Raw genomic sequence first — 8,693 nt, 5'->3', positions numbered from 1 at the left:
TGCGGCCACCGGAACCGGGGTCGGTGTTACGCCACCGCCGGTGCCCGCATCATCGTCATCCTCATCGTCTTCATCGTCTCCATCACCGGATCCAGCGCCGTCGTCATCACCATCAGCGTCGTCATCGTTGTCGGCATCGTCGTCGTCACCGCCGTCATCAATGGCGCCAGTATCGTCATCGCCGTCGTCGTCGCCATTGCCAGCATCGTCGTCGTCGTTGTCATCGTCGCCGGCTCCGTCGTCCGGACCGTCTTCGAGATCGCTGGAGAAGATATCCTCCGGCAAGCCGATCAGGCCGGTGTTGCGGGCGACGATGTCGGAGAAACCCTGACCGTCGATGAAGTTCTCGTAGAGATCGAAATTGTCGAAACGCTCCAGGTAGTAGAAGCGGTCGGCTTCCTGCAGACGGTCGAACTGCTCGTGCAGGACGACCCAGAAGGTATCGCCGGCCATGCCGCCGTTGAAGTGTTTCTCGGCAAGGCCACCGACCCAGAGATCGACGCGGTCGATGCCCTTGACCAGACCCGTGCCGTCTCCCTGCACGGTCACGATGTTTCCATTGATCGCCTTGAAAGCCTCAATCTGGCTGGCTTGCAGAATGAGATCCGGATAGGCCGCAATGAACTGAGCAATCACGACATTGCTCAGGCCGTTGCGCTGCTGGAAGTCCTGCCAGCTCGAATATGGGTTCATCGACCGACCATTGGCTTCCAGGAAGTCGACCGCGAACTTGACATATGGATCGGTCGAGGCCTGGAGATCGGCCTTGACTTGGTTCAGCGTGCCGAGACCGACATCGCGGCCGCGGGCCACGTTGAAGGCGAAGAGGTCGGCACGGATGCGCACGAGATCGTTGCGCACGGCATCGACGACGTTGAAGTCGACATCCTCTGCCGGTTGCTCGACAATGCCCGACAGGATGGCACCGGTTCCGAGCTGTTCATAGCCAGGCTGCGGATCGTAGCCCATGGCCTGCAACTGCACGAGCTGCTCGGGCGTGAACACGTCGTTGGTCGGATTGAGGAAGGCGTCGAACAGGTTGACCGAATAGGTCTCGCCGTCCGGTCCCTTGACGCTCACGGTGTCACCGATGAGCGAGTGGCCGATGCGATAGACGGCTGCCGCGAACTCGTGGCTGATGCTCGCCGTGGCCTGGTCGTTGTAGGCTTCGAAGCCGTGGCTGCCATTGCCTTGAATGCCGCCGATCAGCGAGTCGGCGAATTCGGTGAAGACGACGCGCTGGTACTCGGCTTCATTGACCATCTTCGCAGCCTGGAAGAGCTCTTCAGCCGTCCCCACGAAGCCGGCAGCACTCAACTTCTCCACATGGAAGTTGTGGTTGCGTGCCCAGATGGTGTGCATCGAGGTCAGCGTGAAGTTCTCGTTCGCACGGCCATCACCGCCGACATAGTGGTCGAGCAAGTCGATGATCGGGTTGGCATCAAGAAGCAATGCATGGCTCGAGCCCATGAAGTCACCGGCAAGCTGGCGCACGGTGGCCGCATCGTAGGACCCGGTCTCGCCGTTCCACAGCGTCGGGTAGTAGGCATCGATCGTGACGCCACCTGCCGGCAAGCCGGCGCCCTTGAACAGCGTGCCCTCTGCCCTGTGATGGTCGAGCAACTCGCGCAGCGTCGACATCAGATCGAAGCCCGGCGCCGAAGGATCCTCCGGCCCCATCAGGATGCGTGAACCCACCCCGTTATTGCCATCGCTTTCGCGCAGGAACTGTCCGACAATGGCATTGGAGCCATAAACCTGGTTCTGGTCGACATAGGGAGAGGTCTTGTTCAGGTGCTCCGGTGTATCGGTTGCCGATTGGAGCGGATTGGCGAGCGATCCGCGGGTGAGGTCCGTGAAGTTTGCAGCCGTCGGGCCGGGTATGTCGACACCATCGATGATGACCTTGCCAGCCCCGCCCTTGGGCAGGAAATCCAGGCCGTGATCGAAATACTGACCGAAGGCCATGAAGAAGATGTTGGCGTCGTTCGGCGCCTTCGGCAGGTTTGCCTCCTGCGCACCGATCGCGTTGGAGATGGCGCGCGGGTCCAGGCCATCAAAGATCGGGTTCAGCGCCCGGTTGATGGTATTGCCCTGGGCATCCGTCTCGACGCCGGCACCGTAGCGGGCTTCGGTCAGGCGGATGAAGGGTTCATCCGCGGCGCCGAAGGCCGGGTTGTCGATGTTGTTGCCATTGCCCGAGAGATCGCGAACCCCGCCAGCACCCACCGTGTCATCGTCGCCGGCAAAGGCCGGAAGACCGTTGAGCAGGTTGGTGATGCCCTGGATGTCGCGGGCCGTGTATTCGAAGGGACCGGTTGGACCCGTCACAGAGCCGGGCTCGTCTCCTTCGTCCTCCGAATGGTCGCCAGGCGTCGCGAGCTGAGGCGTTTCGCCCGAGAACGTGATCGAATGCGACCCGTTCGAGAGTGTCTTCGTCCCGTTGGTGTTGACAGTCACGCTGTAGCTCGCCGGATCAGCCCCTTCCGGGATCTCGACCACGTCCTGGGCCCGCAATGTCCCGATGATCGTATCCTGGCCACCGGCAGAGCGGAACAGGATGCGGTGTGCCGAAGCGAGGTCGGTAATGTCGACGATATCGTTGCCGGCAGAACCATTGATCGTGATCGTATTGAAGCTCAGGCTTGTCGCGTTGAAGTTTCCGATCGGAATGACCTGGTCATTGCCTGCACCCGTGTTGATGACGATCTCTTCGATATTGTCGAGTTCGGCGATGATGTTGGCATTTGCCGTCCCGCCGCGGGTGATCACGATCTCCGTCGCGCCGCTGATGGTCATACCTGCGGCGAGCGCTGCGACACGCGAATAGACGCGGAAGACTTCGTCCGTACCGTCACCATTGATGGTCATGGTGTCGGTTCCGGTTCCGCCGTTGACGAAATCGCGCCCGTCACCGACGTTCCAGATGATTTCGTCATTGCCCGTATCGGCATCGATCGTATCATTGCCGCCGCCGGCAATGATCAGGTCGTTTCCGCCATTCCCGTCGAATGTGCTGTTCTGGCCGTCGCCGAGGATGATATCCGCGCCGTTACTGCCGGAAATCGTACCTGCGGTATCCCAGTTGATCTGGACGTCCCCGTTCGATGTCGCCGCACCATCACTGACCGTATAGGTGAAGTTGTGGTTCGCGGTGTTGGTCCGTGTTGCAACCACGGTGCCACTGTTGAACGTGATGCCGAAACCGGTGTCGTTTTCGGACGCGCCGGTGATCGTCAGCACAGAACCCTCTGGATCACTGTCGTTCCGCAGCATCATCCAGGACGGGATCGTGATCGGACCCGCGATGTTCGTGACGATGTTTTCGTCGAAGACGTTTGGTGCGTCGTTGACGGCGACTACGTCCACTGTCGTCGTGGCCACATTGCTGTTGAAGAAGCCATCGTTCACCGTGACCTCGATCACGCGAGGCGTGGTGTCGGGCGCCTCTGAACTGTTGCGGAAAGCGACCGCTTGAATGGCGGCTTGATACGTTGCCAAAGAAGCGGTGCCGCTGATGGTCAAGGTTGTTGAACCGCCAGCACTGACCTGGTTTACACTCAGTCCGTTGGGCATGCCCTGCGTGCTAAGAATGTCGCCCGGCTTGGCATTGGTCAGAACGATCCGCGCCGAAGCCAATGTCGTGCCGTTGTCGGTGATCTTCGGCAACGAGCCGATCGAGACAGCCTGTGCGTTTTCGACATAGGTGGTCTCAACATCAACAGTTGCAGGATTAGCCGGCGCATTGAAGACGGCGTTGATATTGACGTTGTCGATGATGAAGGACTCGTTCGCGTCGAGCGAATTGTTCGCACGAAAACGAATCGCAGCATCTGGACCGAAGGGAACATTCGAAGGCAGACTGACCGTGATCGGCCCACCATTGCTGCCGTTGAAAGTGCGCAACGTTGCAAAATTCGTTCCATCTGCCGCGAATTCGAATAGAATCTCTTCGTTGTCGAAGCTGAAGAAGCCACCGACATTGGTATCCGAAAGATCGAAAGTGACCACCGCCGACGAAGCACCCAGCAGATTGACGCTGCGCGTCACAGCCGCATTGTCAGCGTTGCCGCTGGAGAATGCGAGCGTCCCGACTGCAGTGACCTGGACACTCCCGGCGAGTGCATCTGCAGCACCATCACCGGTCTCGGCCCATGCACTGTTGAAACTGTCAGATCCGTTGTTGTTCGCGTAGGAACGGCTGTTGAAATTGTCGGCGAAGCTCCGGTTGATCGGATCGAAGCCATTCAATTCGAGTTTTGGCGGCGTTAGCACCACATCCCCGTCGTTGAATCGCAGCACTTCGATGTTCCTCAAGCGGTCCACGCCGTCGGAATTGACCAGACCGAGTGTGCCCGCCGGATCGACAGCCACATGAGTGACGGTGAAGCTGCCGTCATCATTTTGGCTGATGTCGTAATTGGCGCGGATATCCGAATAAACGGCGATGTCCGTATCACCAACCTGCCCGCCATCCACAATCTCGCGGACGATTTCCATCTGGCCGGGCGTGATTGTCCGTTCCAGAAGCAGATCCGAAAGAGCCTTGCCGCCGAAGGCCGGAGGCGTGTTGGCGGGGATCTCGCCATTCACCAGCTGGGATTGCTGATGGACCGGGCCCGCCAGACTGTCGGCCGTGTAGACACCCGAAGGGGTCGTGATCCGGATACGAACGTTCAGCCATGCGTCACCATCGATAACGTCGTCACCGCCACGTCCCTCGATCTGGTCGCTGCCGCCACCGCCGAGCAGGATGTTGCCGTCGTCGAAGGCGATCTCGGCTTCTCTTGCTGCCGCTCCGACCGTGTTTGACGCCTGGACGAGATCGCCCAGCAATTCACGCAGGCCGGCGATGCGATCGATGCCCGCCTGGCTCAGGTGATGATTGACCATCGTGTTCTCGGCACCGGCGAGGTTTGCACCTGGCTCGGCTTCCGGGTCCGGTATCGACGGGAAGGCTGTGGCACGATGATCGCCCTTCAGGACATCATTCTGCTTGTAACCAGAGAGACCTTCGACAGCATCGTAGCGGTTGCGCAGGATGTCCTGCTGCTCCGTCGTGAAGATCGGCCGCAACAGATCGGCATCCGCAGCCTTCGTGCTGCCCTTGTGGATCGCCCAGTCATAGCCCCACATGCCTTCATTGCGCATGACGCTTTCGCCCTGCACCATGATGTCGTCGCCGGATTCGGCGTCGAAGTCATGTTCGTTCTCGCCGGCGAACATGACGTCATGTCCGAGAATGGTCGAATTGAAGAAGAGCTCGGAGTTGTCGCCCGCTGTCGTGTCGAAGCCATTGCCGGCCTCGATCCAGTCGTCGCCTTCGTTGCCGAGCAGGAAGTCGCTGCCTTCGCCGCCGAGCATGAAGTCGTTGCCCTCGCCGCCGAACATTTCCTTGCCGTCGGGACCGGCGATCAGGACGTCCGATCCCTGGTTGCCGAAGACAAGAGCCAGGCCGGAGCCGCCGTGGATGACGTCGTTGCCTTCCTCACCCATCAGGAAGTCGGTTTCGCCGATATCTGTGCCGTTGTTGGTGATGATATCATCGCCCTCACCACCATGGACCTTGTCAACGCCATAGCCGGCTTCGATACGGTCGTTGCCTCCCCGGCCCCAGACGGTGTCGTCGCCACCACCGGAAATGATGATGTCGTCATCGTCCGTGCCTTGGATCAGCGCATGGTCGAGGCTGTTGAACTGGAGGAAGTTGGTGCCCCGCTGCACCATGGGCGACAGCGCGTTCTGGAAGGGGTCACCCCCGACCGGGTCGGGGCCTGCCCACTTCGCCTGCTGAAGCGGATCGACATAGAGGACATGGTCCGGAACCGAGAAGATATCACCCGGCACCGCATAGCCGAGTTCGCCGATATCGGTGTTGCGAATGACGAGTTCAGCCAGCGAATTGGCTTCCAGCTCGTTGAGCAGGTTGAGGCCCTGAGTACGGGACAGATAGTAGAACCGGTCACCGTTCTGCAGGTTCTCGAGCTGCAGTTCGAAGACGAAGGAGAAGGTCGAGCCCAGCATGCCGCCAAAGGCCATCTTCTTTTCCGCCAGGCCGCCGATCCAAAGATCGACGTCGTTCAGGCCACCAAGATTGGTGTAGGCGCCGGTGCCGTTGAGGAACGCGGCACGGTCTGCGTCAAAGTCGACCTTAGCTTGAGCCGTGAGGGTATCATCCCCTAAAACAAGCTTCATCGCTGCGTCGCGCTTTTCCTCGGCGGTTTTTTCCCGGAAGCCCGTTGGGAATTGCTGGCTGGGCGTCACAGCCACCAGACCGGTCAGTGAGGAATGCGTGCCATAGGCGGCGATGAAGTTGATGATCGAGGCGGGGTTCTTCAGGTTCATCCCGAAGTCGACCCAGTTCTTGTAGGGGTCGAGTTGCGTGTCGCCGTTGGCGATCTCCTTGAACTGCGCGCGCGCCGCGTTCAGGCTCGGAATGCCTGTTTCACGCCCACGGGCAATGTTGAGAGCCGGCAGGTCAAGTGGAATGCCGACCAGATGGTTGCGCAGAACGTCCGTGACAAATTCGTCGATCTCGTTGCCGACCTGGCCTGTCATGCCACGAATGACGGCGCCGGCGCCCTGGTCGGCGGTGATCCCGTCCGCATAGGCAACCGGGTTCAGGAAGGCGTCGAAGAGATCCATGGAGGTCTTGGCGCCCGTGGCGCTGACGCTATCGACTGTCTCGTTCAGCATCGAATGGCCGAAACGATAAACGACATGCGCGAATTCGGCAAAGATGGCCGGGTTGATGTCCATCGACGGATTAAAGACGAAAACGTCGATATCCGGCTGGATCTTGCGGGCGAATTCTTCGAAGACCAGGTGCTGGTACTGCATTTCCGTGGTGAAACGAGCGGCCTGAAACAGACGTTCGCCATCCCATTTCAGCGTATTGAGGTCCTGCGGCAGAGCCTGGACTCTTGTCGACAGCCATTCGTTGAGGAAGTTAAGGTCACCGGCCTGGGCCGCCTCGATGGCACGGGCCTTAACCTGATCCACCATCTTGTTGTGCTCGGAATGGAAAATGTGGTGGACTGCCGTCAGGCCGATGTTCTCGTTGCCGCGTCCGTCACCGGTGACGAAATGGGCATCGAGAAGCTCGTTGTCATACGTGACCGCTTGCCCGACATTGTTGAGCGGAATTGCGTTGCCGATCGCGGTATCAGTATCAGCCGTCTTCAGGACGGGCGCGGTTGCCGGACTGCGGTCATGATCGACGAGACCTGGCACGGCATTGTGGGCGATATCGTCTAGGAAGGCATGCCCTGTCAGCACGGCATTGGCGAGGCTGATCGGATTTGCGGGGTTCCCCTGGACAGTCCCGTTCGCCGTGACGAGCAGCGGGAAGCCGTTCGTGCCGCGAACAAATTCGCCATAGGCGTCCATCTCGAACATCGGTACCGAGCCGACATATTCGTCAGTCAGGTTGATCCCGAGAACGTCACGCGCCTGAGCCTTGACCTCCGCCCAGGTGGCAATGCCCTTGGCGCCTTCCAGAAGGTGGCCGGTGGCCATCGGCTTGCCGTCGACCAGCTTGTACTCGCGCAGGAAGAGCTGCTTCGAGGCGACCGAAGAATAGGTCTGGTTCTGATCGACGAACGGCGTGGTGAAATTGTCGGGCTGCTGTGGCGCCCGGGTCAGCACCATGTAGTTCGTGTGACTGCCCGGAACGTAGAGCGGATCCTGTGGCGAGAGAGGAATGTAGATCTTGTCGTTGCCGCCTTTCTCGACCAGGTCTAGCCCGTGATCGAAGAACTGGCCGAACAGAGTGAACCAGGAATTGTAGGGCGCGGACAAACCTTCATCCGGAGCAACGTTCTCGAGAAGCACGGACGGGCCGTCGAAGGTCAGGCCGTATCGGCTTTCCAGGCCCTCAAAGGCTGGACCCGCCTGAGAAGCCGGGCGGTCTGAGGCAAGCACTTCCGTCACCTCTGCGGCGAGCACGGCGACAGTCTTTTGCTGGGCCGTCGGAAGCAGGGCGTTGTTCGCTTTCGCGATCCCCAGCGCAGCCGTGAATTCGGCGCGGATCGCCGTCACGGCCGCCATGACGTCGCCGGAATAGCCGGACTGGACGAGTGCCGTATAGATCGCCGCCGGATTGGCAAGCGTCTGGTCGACGACCAGGTTCGAGATAAGGCGCGGATCCGCATCGACCACGGCGCCCGTTGGAGAATAGGTGCTGTTGCCCAGTGTAGTAAAGGTCGGGCCGGTCTGCCCGAAACCGGTCACGAGCGTGATCGTATCGTCCGTCTCGACGCGCCAGCCCTGTTCCAGCAAGCGCTCGAACGGCTGATCCGCCGCCCCCCAGTTCTCACGGCCTTCGCCGAGATTGTTGTAGCTGCCGTCCACGGTGCGCAGGCCGTAGGGCACATGTTCCGCACTGATCGCGAGCGTCGCGCCGGTCGTGCCTTGCGGCACGACATTGCCGAGTTCATCGATCCAGATATTGGTCAGTGCTGAGGCGTTTGTGCCCGAATGTGCGATCGAGTTCGCTTCTGCGATCTTGATTTGGCGAAGGATAAATTCGAGATCGTGCTGATTGACCTGGACCATGATTATACCGGGGTGCCCCCGCCTCCGATGTTCTTCCCTAAGACGTCCTGTCAGGGATTTGTCAGGAGAGCAGAGTTGCACATGTAAGAAAAACCGGAAGGGAACTTGGTCCCGCGTAATGTCGGATCAAAGTCCAA

General features: G+C 59.9%; 1 protein-coding gene. It reads right to left on the bottom strand.

Going from position 1 to position 8,693, the window contains the following annotated elements:
• The coding region (locus E9677_RS24240; protein ID WP_136560627.1) for a peroxidase family protein at positions 1-8,556 on the bottom strand (8,556 nt) is incomplete at its 3' end.
• Positions 8,557-8,693: the final 137 nt, after the last annotated feature.

It is taken from the genome of Peteryoungia rhizophila (assembly GCF_004912145.1).
Lineage (GTDB): Bacteria > Pseudomonadota > Alphaproteobacteria > Rhizobiales > Rhizobiaceae > Allorhizobium > Allorhizobium rhizophilum.
The sequence above is the reverse complement of the archived record's forward strand: the minus strand, read 5'-3'. Positions and strand labels throughout refer to the sequence as shown.